Origin of the sequence: Streptosporangium sp. NPDC023963 (genome assembly GCF_040639135.1) — a bacterium.
In the GTDB taxonomy this organism is placed as follows: Bacteria; Actinomycetota; Actinomycetes; order Streptosporangiales; family Streptosporangiaceae; genus Streptosporangium.
Genome location: NZ_JBEZZK010000001.1, coordinates 1262611 through 1276605, shown reverse-complemented (window position 1 = coordinate 1276605; position 13995 = coordinate 1262611). Strand labels below are relative to the sequence as shown.

Genomic DNA, 13995 nt, shown 5'->3' with positions numbered 1-13995 from the left:
CATGGGAGAACAGACGCGGTGGGCGGTACGCCAGGCGGCACCCGCTGCCGGCCTGCTCGCCGTGGCGTTGCTGTCCGGCCAGTCGCCGGAGCACGATGTGCCCTGGTGGGCCGCCACCCTCGCGGCCTTGGTCGCGGTGGGCCTGCGCAACCGATGGCCGGTGGCGATGCTGGTGATCTGCACGCTCTCGACGGCCGCGCACCTGTTCCAGGGCCGACCCGTCGGAGTCGTCGACGGCTGCCTGTTCATCGTGCTGTACGCGGTGGGCGTCCATCGGTCGCGGACGGTGTCGGCGGCCGCACTCGCCGGCCTGCTGCTGACCCTCGCCTGCTGGAGCGGCGCGTACGCGCTGCGCGGACGGCTGGTGCCCGGCCTTCCGATGCTCGCCTTCCAGGTCACCCACTCGGCTCCCGGCCGGGTCGAGTTCGTCGCCGGTGACCGTCCGGGCGGCGCGGCCCGGTGGAGCGGCCCGGTGGTGCTCGGCTCGTTGCTGGTTGCCGGCTGGGCGGCCGGCTCCGGGACCCGCACCCGGCGCGCGTATCTGGACCAGCTCGCCGCGCGGGCGCGGGACCTCGAGCGCGAGCGCGAGCAGTCGGGCGCCCTCGCCGTCGCCGCCGAGCGCGGGCGGATCAGCCGGGAACTGCACGACGTCGTGGCGCACGGCCTGTCGCTCATCGTGATCCAGGCCCAGGGCGGGGCGGCGGCGCTGGACGCCGAGCCGGCCGAGACCCGGGCGGCGCTCGCGGCGATCGTGCACACCGGCCGCGAGTCGCTCGCCGACATGCGCCGCGTGCTCGGCGCGCTGGGCGAGGTCGGCGACGCCTGGCACCCGCAGCCCGGACTCGCGCACCTGCCCGCCCTTGTGGACCAGGTACGGCGAACCGGTACCGGCGTACGGCTCGACATCGAAGGCGTCGCGGCGGCGCTGCCCGCACCGCTCGACCTCTCGGCATACCGCATCGTGCAGGAGGCGTTGACCAACGTGATGAAACATGCCGGACCTGGCGCATCCGCCTCCGTCGTGCTGGCGTACGCCGCATCGGCGCTCGACATCCGCGTGGCCGACGACGGCGTGGCGGTTCCCGTCCGCGGGAGCCGGCCGGGCAACGGGATCGGCGGCATGCGGGAGCGGGTTCGCCTGCTGGGCGGGCACTTCAGGGCCGGCCCCCTTCCGGGTGGAGGCTTCGAGGTGCGCGCCACACTGCCGATCGAAGCGTCGCACGCATGATCCGGGTGCTGCTCGCGGACGACCAGGCACTTGTCCGGACGGGCTTCCGGCTCATCCTGCAGCAGGCACCCGGCGTCTCCGTGGTCGGTGAGGCGGCCGACGGTTCACAGGCGGCGTCGATGACCCGCGAACTGCGGCCGGACGTGGTGCTGATGGACGTCCGGATGCCGGAGGTGGACGGCGTCGAGGCGACCCGGCGGATCCACGCGGACGGCGGCCCGACGCGGGTACTGATCCTGACCACGTTCGATCTCGACGAGTACGTGTACGCCGCACTGCGGGCCGGGGCGAGCGGGTTCCTGCTCAAGGACACGCTCGCCGCCGACCTGCTCTCCGCGATCCGCGTGGTGGCGGCCGGCGACGCGGTGGTGGCGCCGAGCACGACCCGCCGCCTGCTGGAGCGCTACCTCCCGGCGGGGAGCGGATCTCCGGCGCCCGCGGTACCGGATCCCGGGGTCCTGACCGAGCGGGAACGGGAGGTGCTGACGCTGATCGCCTGCGGCATGTCCAACGCCGAGATAGCCGACCACCTCTTCCTGTCGGAGGGAACGGTGAAGACCCACGTGAGCCGGGTGCTGACGAAGCTCGAACTGCGGGACCGGGTCCAGGCGGTGGTGTACGCCTACGAGACCGGTGTGGTCCGGCCGCGCGCCTAGAGGGCGGACGAAGATCTTGGTTTGCCGGCAGCCCGGTCGAGGGCTCGACCGCCAGGCAGGCCTTGTCGTTCGGGTCCTGCGCGGATGGGTGCTCCAGCGGACACAGCGGGTCTTTCACCAGGGCGGCGACGAGGCCGGCGCGGGCGTGCCCCGCCGATCACGCGGCGGGACCGGAACCCGAGATCCGCATCGGCTTTCCAGGGCCGTTCGAGGTCGTGGGTGACGTCCGCGTGGCCGGGTTCAGAGAGCCGGGCTCAGAGTGGGTGGGCTCAGGGAACTGGCCAGGGGGCCGGGCTCGGAGAGCCGGGCTCAGAGGGCCAGGCCGATGGTGAGCAGCAGGCCGTACACGAGCTGGAAGCGGCCCGTCTGCTGGAGCGTGGCGATGAGCGCGGGACCGGTCGCGCCCGCCCGTACGGCCTTCACCGGGGCGACGGCGAGCGGGGCGGCGAGCAGCGCCAGCGCCGCGAACGGCCGCCACGGCGCCAGCGCGGGGGCGATCACCAGGGGCAGGACCAGGCAGAGGGTGTACAGGACGCGGGTGCGGCGGTCGCCGAGCACCACGGCCATGGTGCGCTTGCCCGCGGGCCCGTCGGTCACGATGTCGCGCAGGTTGTTGACCACGAGCATCGCGCAGGCCAGCAGGCCCGCCGGGACGGCCGCCGCGACCGCGAGCCACGGCAGGTACTCGAGCTGGACGTACGTGGTGCCCGCCACCGCCACCAGGCCGAAGAACACGAAGACCGAGACCTCGCCAAGCGCCCGGTAGCCGTACGGGCTGGAGCCGCCGGTGTAGAACCAGGCCGCGGCGATCGCCAGCGCGCCGACCAGCAGCAGCCACCACGCCCCGGTGACCACGACGAGCACCAGCCCGGCCACCGCGGCGGCCAGGAAGCAGGCGAGGGCCGCGGTGAGGACCTGGCGGGGCGAGGCGGCGCGCGAGCCGACCAGGCGCATCGGGCCGACCCGGTCCTCGTCGGTGCCGCGCACCCCGTCGCTGTAGTCGTTGGCGTAGTTGACGCCCACCTGGAGGGCGAGGGCCACGAACAGGGCCAGCAGGGCCCGCCACCACACCCCCCCGGCGTATCCGATCGCGACTCCGGTGCCGACGGCGACGGGGACGACGGCGGCGGGAAGGGTGCGCGGACGTGCTCCGGCGATCCACTGGCTCGGGGTGGCCATGGTGTTGCGGTGTTCCTCTCCGGCTCTAGCTGATGTCGGTCGCCAGGCGGATCATCCGCACCGTACGGCCCATGTCGATGACCCGCTCGGCCCCGTCTGCGCCCCACCCGGCGGACTCCAGGAAGCCGAGCACCGCGTAGTTGTCGGCGAATACCCAGGTCACGATGGTGTGGTAACCGTCGTCACGGAGGTAGTCGACCGTGGCGTTCAGCAGCCTGCTGCCGTGGCCGCGCCGGACGTGGTCGGGGTCGATCAGGAACGTGAGCATCTCCCCGGCGGTGGTCGGGTCGAGGTCGGGATCCTCCGCCGGGGCGTGTGAGGCCAGACCGGCGACCTTCTCCGCGCCCTGCAGCGCGGCCATGGCCTCGATGCCGCCGGGACCGAGCGCCGGGAAGGCGTCGGTGTCGAGGACGACCTGCTCCACGGCCACCAGCACGCGGTGCCGGCGGCTGGGCGGCGAGGTGATCGCGTCCTCCCACTGCTGGCGCCACATCTTCTCGGCCGCCGGGCCGGTCATCTGCTCCAGCGGTCCTTCGGGAAGGAAGTCCCGGTAGCCGTACTTCCACGCGCGGATCTGGGTGCCCGTCACCGCGGCGACATCCTCGTGCCGAGCCGCCCGCACGCCTACGTCTGCCATCTCGGCCCGCTCCTTCTCTGCCGTCTGCCGTCGCCTCGAAACGCGCTGTCTCGTGGATCTCGTGCCACGCGAGCGGGCATCAGGCGGGTGGATCCGTGAGGCAGGCTCTTACACCGTATCGGGGAATCCGACTCAGAGATGACGTGAACCCGGCTCCGTCTGCCGTCGGGCCCGATATGCCCTTGTCTTCGTGCGGTTGCCGCAGACCCTCATGGAACACCACGAGCGTGAACGATTCTTGGACGAGTCGACGAACGCCCACCGGCAGGTGCTCTCGGTGCAGACCTTCAGGCGCGGCCACATCCCGCCGGAGTGGGCGCCCATCACGGCGGCGACGATCCCGGCCAGGCCGCCGGGCACCCCCGTCGCGACCGGTTCGAGCACCGGCCCGCCGGAGGTCAGGGCGACGCGCAGCGGGAGGCCGCCGAAGGACCGCGACAGCCCGGGGTCGTGATCACCGCCGCCGGGGCGGTCGTGGTTGTGGCGGAGGGCCTCGCGGAGAGTCTCACGGAGCTCGACGGCCGTCGCCAGATCCGTCTCGGTGGCCGTGTCTCCCGGGCCGATCAGGCCTCGTCTGGCCAGCCAGGCGGTCAGCGTGGCCGGGGAGGGGATCGAGTCGGTCTCCTCCTCGACGTCGTAGGTGTTCACGAAGTCGATCACCAGCTCGGAGGGATTGTCCATGTCGTCGCTTACCTCCTCCCTTTTCGCAACCACTGTACGCCATTAGGGGGTTGTGTTCTCTGCGACACCTTCATAAGGTCATAGATGGTGTTTCAGGGAGGTCGTCATGTGGTATCTGGCCTATCTCGCGTTCAGGGAGACCGGCAGGCGCGCGTCGTATCGGAGGAGAGACCATGATCATGAGGGTGTGGAGAGGCTGGACCCGCGCCGAGGACGCCGCCGCCTATGAGAGATACCTGCTGGCCACGGGATACGTCGGCTACACCTCGACCCAGGGCAACCGGGGGGTGTGCTTCACCCGCCGGGACGTGGGGGAGCGGGCCGAGTTCCTGCTGACCTCGCTCTGGGAGTCGTGGGAGGCGATCATCTCCTTCGCGGGGGACGATCCGTCGCGCGCCGTCTTCTACGACGAGGACGACCGCTTCCTGGTCGAGCGCGAGCTCACGGTCACCCACCACGAGGTCTTCGCGGCCGCCTGACCGCTCTCGCGGGGGTTCGGGGGCAGGGGGCGCCCCCGAACCCCCGCGAGGGCGACCAGGTGGCCAGGGGCCGTTCAGGCCCTGTGGGAGAAAACGGGACCGGTGGGAGAAAACGGGACCGGTCGCGTCGGAGGACGGGTCGGGCGCGGTCAGGAGGTGTCCAGGGCCGTCGCCAGCCTGCGTACGCCCTCGACCAGCTCGGCCGTGTGGACGGCCGCCGAGTGGGTCACCCTGATGCGCGGGCCCGGCGGCTCGGCGGGGTAGTAGATGCGCCCGGGACTCACCAGGGCGCCCGCCCTCCTGGCGGCTTCCACCACGGTCTCCTCGTCCCGGTCCTCGGGGAGCCGCACCCACACGTGCAGGCCGCCACGGGGGACGAGGTGGATCCCGGCGCCGGGCATCCGGGCGGTCAGGGCGGCGGCGAGGGTGTCCCTGCGCAGCGCCAGTTCGGTGCCCAGCATGGTCAGGTGGCGTCGCCAGGCGGGAGAGCCGACGAACTCCAGCGCCGTCTCCTGGAGCGGCCTGGCCACGAAGAACGACTCCACGAGCTGGCTCGCCCGCAGGCGCCGGGCGGCGGGGCCACGGGCGACGACCCCGGCGACCCGCAGGCTCGGCGACAGGACCTTGGTCAGGGAGTTGATGTGCACGACCGTGCCGTGGGCGTCCAGCGCGACCAGCGGCGGAGGCGCGGGGGAGGTGGCGAAGTAGCGGGCGTAGTCGTCCTCGATCACGAACGCCCCGGCGGCGCGGGCGATCGCCAGCACCTGCTCGCGGCGCTCCAGGGGCAGGGTCGCGCCGGTGGGGTTGTGCAGGGTCGGCTGGCACAGGAAGACCCGCGCGCCGGTCACGGCGAACGCCTCCGCGAGGAGCTCGGGCCGCACCCCGTCGCGGTCGACGGGCACGGCCGTCGCGCGGAGCCCGGCGGCCCGCGCCGCCGCGAGCGCGCCCGGATAGGTGGGGGTCTCGACGAGTACGGGGGTCCCGGGGGCGGCGAGGGCGCGGAAGGCGTGGATGAGCGCCGCCTGCCCGCCGCTGACGATGAGCACGTCCGACGGGGTGACGTCGCCGCCCAGCTCCTGGGCGAACCACCTGCGCAGCTCGGAGAGACCGGCCAGCGGCGGCATCGCCCAGACGTCGGGGCGGCGCAGGGCCCGGGAGGCGGCGGACGACAGGGCCCTGGAGGGTCGCAGGATCGGGTTGAGGTAGCCGCCGGTGAGCGGGATGACCCCCTCGGGCGGGGCGGTGAGCAGGCCGCTGACCTCGCTGTCGTCCACCACCCTGTCGCCGAGCGCCACCGTCTGCCACGACATGTCGGCGCTGTCGCCGCTCCGCGTGATCGCCGGGGCCACGTAGGCCCCGCTGCCGGGCCTGGTGATCACCCGTCCCTCGGCGGTGAGCCTGCCGATCGCGCGCGAGACGGTCACCGGGCTCACGTTGTGCAGCCGGACCAGCTCCCGGCTCGACGGCAGCCGGTCGCCCGGACGGAGCCGCGACACCTCCTCACGGAGCGTGGCGGTGAGCCGGACGATACTGCTATCGTCATTCATGAGTGAAAAGAGTAGCGCTATCGTACCAAATCGGATAGCGGCGGGTGCGGTCTCGCCAGTGCGGGTGGTGTCTCCGCGGGAGGCGCGTCACGACCGGCGGCCGGCCGGCGCGGTGCCGTCCGGGGCACCGGGCAGGGCGTGGCGGGGGACCCTGCTGGCCGGGCTCGGGGTGCTGGCGTTCTCGGGGTCGTTCCCGGCGACGGTCTTCGCGATGGAGGGCTTCGACCCCTACCTGGTGGCGGTCGGCCGGGCCGCCGTCGCCGCCGTCGCGGCCGCCGCGTTCCTGCTCGTGGCCAGGGTGCCGCTGCTGCCGCCCAGGTCCCAGCTCCGGTCGTACGGCGTCATCGTGGCGGGTGTGGTGTTCGGCTTCCCCCTCTTCAGCGGCCTGGCGCTCTACGCCGGGGCCTCCACCTCGCACGCCGCCGTGGTGATCGGGCTGCTGCCCGCGGCCACCGCCGCCTGCGCGGTGCTGCGGGCGGGGGAGTGGCCCAGGGCGCTGTTCTGGGTGTCCTGCGGCCTCGGGGCCGTGTCGATCACCGCCTTCACCCTCAGCATGGGCGGCGGCCACGTCACCGGGGCCGACCTGCTGCTCGTCGGCGCGCTGCTGTCGGCCGCCGTCGGCTACACCGAGGGCGGGCGCCTGGCCCGCACGACCCCCGGCTGGCGAGTGATCTCCCACACCCTCGTCCTCGCCGTCCCGCTGACCGTGCCGATCACCGTCGCGCTCGCGCTCACCACCGACCTCCGGCCCACCGCCGCCTCCCTGGCCGGGTTCGCGTACGTCGGCCTGGTCTCGATGTTCCTCGGCTTCATCCCCTGGTACGCGGGCCTGGCCATGGGCGGCATCGCCCGCGCCGGGCAGACCCAGCTCGCCCAGCCGCTGCTGACCCTGCTGTGGGCCTGGCTGCTGCTCGGCGAGCTCTTCGGCCCGGTCACGATCGCGGCGGCGCTGGCCGTCCTCGCGTGCGTCGCCCTGACCCAGCGGGCCCGCTCCTGAGACCGTCGTTCCCATGCCGGATCCCGGAGCGGGGCGGATCCCGGAGCGGGGTGGATTCCGGAGCGGGGCGCGCCGGGCCGGATCCCCGGGCGTCCTTGAAAGACGTGACATACAGGCGCAAGATGTGAAACGAAGCTGTCACAGGGGGGTGTGGCCATGGCGGACCTGACGATTCCCGAGGGCGGTTTCTGGCCCGCTCCCGAGATCCCTCAGCCGAACATCTACCCGATGGAGTGGCGGGTCGAGACCGAGAAGCTCGCCGCCATCTACGAGAAGTCCAAGCGCACGGTCTGGAACCCGGCCGACCTGCCCTGGGAGGATCTCAGGGCGAGCGACTTCACCCACGAGCAGCGGCTCGGGATCATGTACTGGTTCTCGGTGCTCGCCAACTTCGACGCCTCGGGTCCGGCCGTCTTCGCCCGCGCCACCATCCAGGCGTTCGAGAAGCACGAGGAGGACCCGGTCAGGAAGTGCTTCTTCTCGATCACCCGCGACGAGATGAACCACGAGGAGTGCTGCCAGCGCACCATCGCCAGGCTCTGGCCGGGCGGGCCGCTCGACTGGACTCCCGCCACCGACCTGGAGAAGGCCGCCCACAACAACATCGGCTGGCTCTATCACAACGGTGGCCGCTACTGGACGGGCTACAGCGGCGCCGTCGGCAGATACAGCCTGCCGGTGCTGTTCACCAGCTTCATGATGGGGGAGATGGCCGCGTCCACCCTGTTCCGGGGCATGGCCACCGCGACCAGGCACCCCGTCTTCGGCGACATGTTCCACCGCATCGGCCGCGACGAGTCGCGCCACCTGCAGATCTGCATGACCATCCTGGAGAACGAGTGGCCGGGCCTCACCGACGACACCCGTTCCCTGATCACCCGCCAGCTGCGCGCGGGTTTCGTCTTCCTCTCGATGATCCTCTGGGAGCCTCCCGGCGGCTTCTGGGAGCTCCCTCCGTACTTCCTGCACAACCACCGCGTCCTGATGGACCACGCCCGCGACGCGGGCCTCGGCGTGCTCTCGTACGAGGAACAGGCCGACAACTGGCGGGTGGCGATGGCCAGGATCCGCGTCATCGTCGAACGCTGGGGCATCGAGTTCCCCGCCATCCCCGAACTCGACATCGACGGCGTCCAGGTCGACGCCCTCGACCCGGAGGACGTCATCCCGGTTTTCTAGACCTGTACGGATTTCTAGACCTGTACGGACTTCGGATCCTCAGACGGGCCGAAAGCCTCGGATCCCCGGGACGGCTCCGCGGAGACGAAGGCTGACGAGATGGTCGCCGGAGGTCCTGCCGAGGCGGAAGGCCGGCCCGCGCCCCTTTTCGGGATCCTTCTCGCATCGCGCGATCAGACCGACGCCGTGTTCCCGGCGTTCCAGGCTTTCGCGGCGTTCCCGGCAGTCGGCTGCTCGCGCAGTGCCGGGCAGTGCTCCGGATCCGGGTGCACGGCGTGCTCGATCACCTGATCCAGCCTCCGCCCCGCCTCCTCCAGTTCGGCGATGCTCGCGGTGATGCGGGCACGTTCGGCGCGCAGGATCTCGATCACCTCGGGTTCCGCGTGCCCGACATCGACGCAGGGCAGGATGGTCTCGATCGTGCGGCTACTGAGCCCGGCGGCGTACAACTGCTGGATGAGCCGCACCCGGTCGATCGCCGCGTCCGCGTAGAGCCGCTGGCCACTCGGCGTGCGCTCGGAGCTGAGGATGCCCTGCTCCTCGTAGTAGCGCAGCGCGCGCGTGCTCACCTTCGACCTGTCGGCCAGCTCGCCGATCCGCATGTGCGCCCCCTTCGGTTCCGTCTTTCGTCCCGACCGGCGACATCCGCCGCCGCGTACGACTTGCCTTTGACGTCAACGTCAAGTCTTAACGTACTCGACAGCGGACGGACGCGACCGCGTCCGTCCCGGATCGAAAGGAACCCCCATGGATGTCACCGGCTCGATCGCACTCGTCACCGGGGCCAACCGCGGCATCGGCCGCCGCTTCGTCGACGAGCTGCTCGCGCGCGGCGCCGCGAAGGTCTACGCCACGGCCCGCCGCCCCGAACTGATCGAGGTGTCCGACCCGCGGGTCGAGGCGTTGCGCCTCGACCTCCTCGACGCGCGGTCGGTGGCGGACGCGGCCGCCGCGGCCCCCGATGTCACCCTGCTGGTCAACAACGCCGGCATCACGACCGGCACGAACCTCCTGACCGGCGACCTCGACGTGATCCGGCTCGAGCTCGACACGCACCTCTTCGGGACCCTCGGCGTGATCCGCGCGTTCGCGCCGGTTCTCGCGTCGAACGGCGGAGGGGCGGTCGTGAACATCCTGTCGGCGCTGTCGTGGTTCGCCTCCGACGGAGCGGGCGCCTACTCGGTGGCCAAGGCCGCCGAATGGAACATGACGAACAGCCTGCGCCTCGAACTCGCCGGTCAGAGGACCCTGGTGCAGGGCGTGCACCTCGGGGCCGCCGACACCGACATGATGGCCGGCTACGACATCCCGAAGATCGACCCGCTGGACGTCGCCCGAGCCAGCCTCGACGGTGTGAAGTCAGGCGCGATCGAGGTACTGGTCGATGACACGAGCCGCTACGTGAAGGCCTCGCTCGCGGCGGACCCCGCGCAGTTCTACGCACAGTCGCTGGTGAGCTGACTCGCGCCCCGCCGAGCCGGCGCGACGGGGCCGGCCGGCCACCTGGCCGTTCCTCTCGGCGATGGCGGCCTTGACGTGGCGTCGGCGCGGGCAGGGGCAGGCATACGAAAGCCCCGGCCTTCCCCTGGCCGGGGCTCGCTGCTGTCCGGGTCTCGTACGGCCTACGAGGCCACGCCCTCCAGTCGCGCGACGACACGGGCGAGCAGGTCGCGGATCTCGATCTGCCCGCTTTTGAGTTCGGCGACGTCCTGGGATACGCGGTTGAGCTTCAACTCCATACCGCTCTGCCCGGCTTTGATTGCTGCGATGTCGCTTTTGATCTCAGCGATGTCGGATTCGACGGTGTCGACCCGATCCTCGATGTACGGCATGCGACCAGGATAGGACGATCCCCCACGAGCGTGAGGTCTTCTTCGGAGGAAGTGTCGCGCCAGCCATTTCCGTAGGTGAGAAGCCGGGTGAAAACGCCCTGAGCTGGGAAAATCCATCATGCGCGCGACCGCATGACCTCGGAGGACGGCAGATGGCCGATCAGCCCCATGACCCGCCCTGAGGGTGAGGACCCCTCGGTGCCCGTCGGCCCGTCTCCCGCGCCGTCTTCCGTGCCCGCTTCCGGTCCGGTTCCCGTGTCCGGTGATGAGCCCGTTCCCGTACGAGCGCCCGAGGCGAGGTCCGTCCAGCGGCGGAGTCATGTCGCTCTCGTGCTGCTGACGCTGGCGGCGGGGGCGACGGACGCGATCGCCTTCCTCGGGCTCGGTGGTGTCTTCACCGCGAACATGACCGGCAACCTCATCCTCTTCGCCCTCGCGGGCCGAGAGGACTGGGTGCTCCACGCGCTGCGTTCCGGACTCGCCTGCGCGGGGTTCTGCGCGGGACTTCTCATCGGCTTCACGATGCCCGGGCGTCACGAGGGGAACGCGTTGTGGCCGTTGGCCGTCATCAGGCTCCTGTGGGCCGATCTGGCCCTCCAGAGCGCCTTTCTCGCAGGCTGGGCGCTCGGCGGAGGCGCGCCCGGCCCGGTCGCGATCCTCGCCCTGATCGGGGCGGGATCCTGCGCCATGGGCATGCAGGCCGCGGCGGCCCGTCGCGTCAACCTCGCCGGTATCACGGCGACGTTCGTCACGGGCACCCTCACCTCGCTGTTCGAGACCTCGGCGTCGGGCGGGTCCACTTGGTCCACCGACAACCGGCGCCGCGCCGCCATCGTCGTCGCCCTCGTCCTCGGTGCCCTCTGCGCGTCCCTGCTCCTGCGCCTCGCGCCGCCCTGGGCCGGTGCGGTGGCCCCGGTCTGCACGCTTCTCGCGCTCGTCGTCGTACACCCTCACGTGCGGAGAGTCCGTCCCCGTGACCGCTGAGGGGGCAGCGGTGACTCGCGGCCGGTTCACGGGGTTTTCGCGGGACGAGAACGGATATTCCAGGGTGGGTCGGTTGTGGGCCTGTCACTCGGCCGGTGAATCGCTTAGAAATGAGGTTGGGACTCCGACTTCCACTCTCGCCGATCACGACGGCCAGGGGCGAGCGGAGATCCTCCGATGACATAAGGAGATGACTCGTGGGCGTGAGCCTCTCGGTGGGAGATGTGGTCGAGGACTTCGAGCTCCTCGACGAGACGGGCACACGAAGGCGGCTCAGCGAGTTCCTGGCCAAGGGGCCGGTGGTGCTCTTCTTCTATCCGGCGGCGATGACCTCCGGATGCACGGCCGAGAGCTGCCACTTCCGCGACCTGGCGGCCGACTTCGCCGCCGTGGGGGCGACCAGGATCGGGATCAGCCGCGACCAGGTCGACCGGCAGGCGAGGTTCGCCCAGACCAACCAGCTGGGCTTTCCCCTGCTCTCCGACCCTGACGGCACCGTCGCCCGGCGTCTTGGCGCCCGTCGCACTGTCGCGGTGGGCCCGTTCCTCACCCGCCGGATGACCTTCGTCATCGACGTCGACCACCGTCTCCTGGAAGTGATCCACAGCGAGGGCTCCGTGGAGGCCCACGCCGACCGCGCCCTCGAAGCCCTCCGCTCCCGTCCCCACCCCTGACTTCAGGAGCCGTCTTTCTCCTGCTCCCGGGGCCATTTCTCGGGCTGTGACACGTACGTTCCGCGATGGCGGACGGTGAACACCCAGCCCTGCTCGCGAAGGAACGCGACGGAGTTCCGGATGGTCACCTTGGCGACGCCGTACTGCTCCATGAGCACTTTCTCGCTGGGAATCGCCCGATTCGGAACGAAGTCGCCGTTGCGAATCCGCTCGGCGATCTCAAGGGCGATTTCCTGATAGAGCGGCGTCTTGCGAGGGGCGCGTGGGACGTCCGGCTCGCCGACGAAGGTGCCCTCGCCCTGCACCGTGTAGACGAGTCCCTGCTCCCGGAGTTCGCGGGCGACCCGTCGCGCGGTCGTACGGGCGATTCCGTACTCACTCTCAAGCTCGGTCTCGCTGGGCATCGCCTCGCCGGGAACGATGTCACCGCTGCTGATTCGTCCCCGAATCTCATCCGCTATCTGCTTATAGACCGGTACGGGACCGTCTCGATCGAGCACAGTTGAATGCTAGACCAATGGATACGTATACCCACAAACTAGACGTCTGATAGCCGTGAGAGATACGTGCTGGTAGACCGCTGTAGACGTAATCACTTATAGTCTCTGGGTGAGCACGTGGGGGATGGGAGTCCTCGTGGTGGCGGGGGTGCCGGTCGGGCGGCATCACGGGCATCACGCGGCGCCGTTGCAGGTGGGATACGAGCCGATCGACTGGAGGCCCGAGCGGCCGAGGGCCGACCGGTCGCGGATCAAGGAGCACACCTGTGACTGCCTGCCCACCTTCTACGAGCTCTGTCAGGCGGGCGGGCTGATGTTCGTACGGCGAACGGAACGGGCGAGAAAGGGAGTGGTCGTGCACGAGTCGCCCTGGGTGGTCGCCAAGCGGACACAGGAGTTGTGGCTTCGGCTCCTGATGGGAGCCGCCCACTGACGGTCGGGCGCCGGGAGGAGGACGACTCCGGACCGGCGCCCACGAAAAGCCCCCGACTCCCTGAAGGAGGCCATGTCGTCCAGGGAGGTCGGGCGGCGGTCCCGCACCGGTCGGAGGGTCCGGTGCGGGACCGCCGGACAGCGGCCCGGCAGGCGTCCCTTCCCACACTCACCTGCCGGGCTCCGTCTCTCGTCACGGGCTCTCCTGTCACGGGGGAACGCGGCACCCGTTCCCCGTTACGGGGGAACGCGGCGCCGGGCCCTCTGTCACGGAGGAATGCGGCGCCAGGCGGTGTCGGTGACGACGAGGTGGTCGAGGAAGCGGAGGCCGACGGTCTCGGCGGCGTCGCGCAGGCGGGCGGTGACCTCCAGATCCGCGGGACTGGGGTCGAGGGAGCCGCTGGGGTGGTTGTGGGCCAGGCCGAACGAGGAGCCACCGGAGGTGAGGACGGTGCTCATGATCTCGCGGACCGGGGCGGGCGCGTGGTCGCTGCCGCCCTCGCTCACGATCGCCTTGCGGGTCACCGCGCCGCTCGGGTCGCACACCACGACGACCACCCGCTCGTGACTGAGGCCGCGCAGGAGCGGGGCCGCCACGGCGGCCAGGTCCCCGGAGCAGGTGACGCGGCGGCGCTCGGGCTCCGCCTGCGCCTGCCGTACGAGATGGAAGGCGGCGATGACCCGGGCGGCCTTCGCGGGGCCGATGCCCGGCACCCGCATCAGGCGGTGGGCGTCGGAGCGGGCCAGGCCGTGCAGGTCGCCGCAGTGGGCGATCAGGTGGGAGGCGAGCTCCATCGCGTTGGTGCCCCGGCTGCCGGAGCCGATCAGCAGGGCGAGCAGCTCCCGGTCGGCCAGCGCGGTCGCCCCGCCGGCCAGGAGGCGCTCGCGCGGCTGGTCGTTGGCGGGCATGTCCTTGACGCGCAATCGGCACCTCCGGCTCGGGAAACCAGGTCGGTTCTACCAGGTGGCGCCGACATTCCGGCCGGACGG

The 13995-nt window shown here is 71.2% G+C and carries 17 protein-coding genes; 9 read left to right on the top strand and 8 right to left on the bottom strand.

Annotation, left to right across the window (positions count from 1 at the left end; all coding sequences use genetic code 11):
• The first annotated feature begins 1 nt into the window (after position 1).
• A complete protein-coding gene (locus AB0F88_RS05405) occupies positions 2-1228 on the top strand; it encodes a sensor histidine kinase (protein WP_362677615.1) in 1227 nt (408 codons plus the stop codon).
• Positions 1225-1884, top strand: coding sequence for a response regulator transcription factor (locus AB0F88_RS05400; protein WP_362677613.1), 660 nt, complete (start codon positions 1225-1227; stop codon positions 1882-1884). Before AB0F88_RS05405 ends, AB0F88_RS05400 begins: the two co-directional genes overlap by 4 nt.
• Before the next feature lie 309 nt (positions 1885-2193).
• Here the strand turns inward: AB0F88_RS05400 and AB0F88_RS05395 are convergent, their stop codons facing one another.
• The 3 genes from AB0F88_RS05395 to AB0F88_RS05385 form a co-directional block, all read right to left on the bottom strand.
• Positions 2194-3063: a 1,4-dihydroxy-2-naphthoate polyprenyltransferase gene (locus AB0F88_RS05395; protein ID WP_362677611.1), complete on the bottom strand. Its 870-nt coding sequence runs from the start codon at positions 3061-3063 to the stop codon at positions 2194-2196.
• Between the two features lie 25 nt (positions 3064-3088).
• Complete coding sequence (locus AB0F88_RS05390) at positions 3089-3700, bottom strand: GNAT family N-acetyltransferase (protein ID WP_362677609.1); 612 nt, start codon at positions 3698-3700, stop codon at positions 3089-3091.
• Between the two features lie 132 nt (positions 3701-3832).
• Positions 3833-4381 (bottom strand): CGNR zinc finger domain-containing protein, encoded by a 549-nt coding sequence (locus AB0F88_RS05385; RefSeq protein WP_362677607.1) that lies wholly within the window; start codon positions 4379-4381, stop codon positions 3833-3835.
• Positions 4382-4554: 173 nt separating this feature from the next.
• On the opposite strand from AB0F88_RS05385, the gene AB0F88_RS05380 reads away from it, so the two are divergent.
• The gene (locus AB0F88_RS05380; protein ID WP_362677605.1) at positions 4555-4860 is read left to right on the top strand and encodes a hypothetical protein; all 306 of its coding nucleotides are present in this window, start codon (positions 4555-4557) and stop codon (positions 4858-4860) included.
• 149 nt (positions 4861-5009) lie between these two features.
• Here the strand turns inward: AB0F88_RS05380 and AB0F88_RS05375 are convergent, their stop codons facing one another.
• Positions 5010-6407 (bottom strand): PLP-dependent aminotransferase family protein, encoded by a 1398-nt coding sequence (locus AB0F88_RS05375; RefSeq protein ID WP_362677603.1) that lies wholly within the window; start codon positions 6405-6407, stop codon positions 5010-5012.
• A gap of 67 nt (positions 6408-6474) precedes the next feature.
• Here AB0F88_RS05375 and AB0F88_RS05370 point away from each other — a divergent pair, with 67 nt between their 5' ends.
• Together AB0F88_RS05370 and AB0F88_RS05365 are read left to right on the top strand one after the other, a co-directional pair.
• Positions 6475-7404, top strand: coding sequence for a DMT family transporter (locus tag AB0F88_RS05370; protein ID WP_362677601.1), 930 nt, complete (start codon positions 6475-6477; stop codon positions 7402-7404).
• 156 nt (positions 7405-7560) lie between these two features.
• On the top strand, positions 7561-8583 hold the full coding sequence (locus tag AB0F88_RS05365) for a hypothetical protein (protein WP_362677599.1): 1023 nt from the start codon (positions 7561-7563) through the stop codon (positions 8581-8583).
• Between the two features lie 173 nt (positions 8584-8756).
• Here the strand turns inward: AB0F88_RS05365 and AB0F88_RS05360 are convergent, their stop codons facing one another.
• Positions 8757-9185, bottom strand: coding sequence for a MerR family transcriptional regulator (locus AB0F88_RS05360; RefSeq protein ID WP_362677597.1), 429 nt, complete (start codon positions 9183-9185; stop codon positions 8757-8759).
• 145 nt (positions 9186-9330) lie between these two features.
• Here AB0F88_RS05360 and AB0F88_RS05355 point away from each other — a divergent pair, with 145 nt between their 5' ends.
• Positions 9331-10044: an SDR family oxidoreductase gene (locus tag AB0F88_RS05355; protein WP_362677595.1), complete on the top strand. Its 714-nt coding sequence runs from the start codon at positions 9331-9333 to the stop codon at positions 10042-10044.
• 161 nt (positions 10045-10205) lie between these two features.
• On the opposite strand, the gene AB0F88_RS05350 is transcribed toward AB0F88_RS05355, so the two are convergent.
• The gene (locus AB0F88_RS05350; protein ID WP_362677593.1) at positions 10206-10415 is read right to left on the bottom strand and encodes a hypothetical protein; all 210 of its coding nucleotides are present in this window, start codon (positions 10413-10415) and stop codon (positions 10206-10208) included.
• Between the two features lie 330 nt (positions 10416-10745).
• Between AB0F88_RS05350 and AB0F88_RS05345 the strand changes: the two genes are divergently transcribed.
• Positions 10746-11399 (top strand): YoaK family protein, encoded by a 654-nt coding sequence (locus tag AB0F88_RS05345; protein WP_362677591.1) that lies wholly within the window; start codon positions 10746-10748, stop codon positions 11397-11399.
• Between the two features lie 197 nt (positions 11400-11596).
• Positions 11597-12073, top strand: coding sequence for a peroxiredoxin (locus tag AB0F88_RS05340; RefSeq protein WP_362677589.1), 477 nt, complete (start codon positions 11597-11599; stop codon positions 12071-12073).
• Between the two features lie 2 nt (positions 12074-12075).
• Here AB0F88_RS05340 and AB0F88_RS05335 read toward each other — a convergent pair whose 3' ends face one another.
• Positions 12076-12573 (bottom strand): GntR family transcriptional regulator, encoded by a 498-nt coding sequence (locus tag AB0F88_RS05335; RefSeq protein ID WP_362677587.1) that lies wholly within the window; start codon positions 12571-12573, stop codon positions 12076-12078.
• Between the two features lie 109 nt (positions 12574-12682).
• On the opposite strand from AB0F88_RS05335, the gene AB0F88_RS05330 reads away from it, so the two are divergent.
• Positions 12683-13006 carry a hypothetical protein gene (locus tag AB0F88_RS05330; RefSeq protein ID WP_362677585.1) on the top strand — a complete coding sequence of 108 codons (324 nt, stop codon included), beginning with the start codon at positions 12683-12685 and terminating at the stop codon, positions 13004-13006.
• A gap of 266 nt (positions 13007-13272) precedes the next feature.
• Here AB0F88_RS05330 and radC read toward each other — a convergent pair whose 3' ends face one another.
• Positions 13273-13929: a DNA repair protein RadC gene (gene radC, locus AB0F88_RS05325; protein ID WP_362677583.1), complete on the bottom strand. Its 657-nt coding sequence runs from the start codon at positions 13927-13929 to the stop codon at positions 13273-13275.
• Positions 13930-13995: the final 66 nt, after the last annotated feature.

Coding starts and splice junctions, on each gene's coding strand:
- AB0F88_RS05405 (WP_362677615.1), top strand. CDS start 2: ATGGGAGAACAGACGCGGTGGGCGGTACGCCAGGCGGCACCCGCTGCC.
- AB0F88_RS05400 (WP_362677613.1), top strand. CDS start 1,225: ATGATCCGGGTGCTGCTCGCGGACGACCAGGCACTTGTCCGGACGGGC.
- AB0F88_RS05395 (WP_362677611.1), bottom strand. CDS start 3,063: ATGGCCACCCCGAGCCAGTGGATCGCCGGAGCACGTCCGCGCACCCTT.
- AB0F88_RS05390 (WP_362677609.1), bottom strand. CDS start 3,700: ATGGCAGACGTAGGCGTGCGGGCGGCTCGGCACGAGGATGTCGCCGCG.
- AB0F88_RS05385 (WP_362677607.1), bottom strand. CDS start 4,381: ATGGACAATCCCTCCGAGCTGGTGATCGACTTCGTGAACACCTACGAC.
- AB0F88_RS05380 (WP_362677605.1), top strand. CDS start 4,555: ATGATCATGAGGGTGTGGAGAGGCTGGACCCGCGCCGAGGACGCCGCC.
- AB0F88_RS05375 (WP_362677603.1), bottom strand. CDS start 6,407: ATGAATGACGATAGCAGTATCGTCCGGCTCACCGCCACGCTCCGTGAG.
- AB0F88_RS05365 (WP_362677599.1), top strand. CDS start 7,561: ATGGCGGACCTGACGATTCCCGAGGGCGGTTTCTGGCCCGCTCCCGAG.
- AB0F88_RS05360 (WP_362677597.1), bottom strand. CDS start 9,185: ATGCGGATCGGCGAGCTGGCCGACAGGTCGAAGGTGAGCACGCGCGCG.
- AB0F88_RS05355 (WP_362677595.1), top strand. CDS start 9,331: ATGGATGTCACCGGCTCGATCGCACTCGTCACCGGGGCCAACCGCGGC.
- AB0F88_RS05350 (WP_362677593.1), bottom strand. CDS start 10,415: ATGCCGTACATCGAGGATCGGGTCGACACCGTCGAATCCGACATCGCT.